We start from the raw sequence: 422 nt of genomic DNA on the forward strand, positions 1-422 counted from the left end.
CTTTAAAACTACTACTAAACATCTCTTTGCAATCATAGCCTAAAGCAACAGCAGTTGCAGCAGCTGTTGTTGTACCAGCTGGAACAGATTCAGCTAAAATAATATAATCATCTTTACACTCATACTCTTGACCAAAATCTAAACCTTTTTTAAAAACATCCATTGCATCAATATTTGCACCATTTGTAATATCTCCTGCAACAGAAATCCCAAATTCATGTTTTGTAAAGTGCTCTATTCTAGGTAAGTTTTTAATTCCTAAATTTAAAATCTCAATATTTGAAAAAGGCTTTAAAAGATGAGTCGCTCTTGTAAGTATTGCAGGAGTTGGTACACCTTTAGGAGTTTGGGCAATTGATTCTAAACTTCTAACTTCTCCACAAGTTACAAATTCACTATCTAATGTAGGAGTTAAATATATT

Annotated in this window: 1 pseudogene; it reads right to left on the minus strand. The window is 32.2% G+C overall.

Going from position 1 to position 422, the window contains the following annotated elements:
- Nucleotides 1–422, minus strand: a pseudogene (locus CRV02_RS14925) (nicotinate-nucleotide--dimethylbenzimidazole phosphoribosyltransferase); the annotation flags it as partial.

This window comes from Arcobacter sp. CECT 8989 (assembly GCF_004116715.1).
Taxonomy (GTDB): Bacteria; Campylobacterota; Campylobacteria; order Campylobacterales; family Arcobacteraceae; genus Halarcobacter.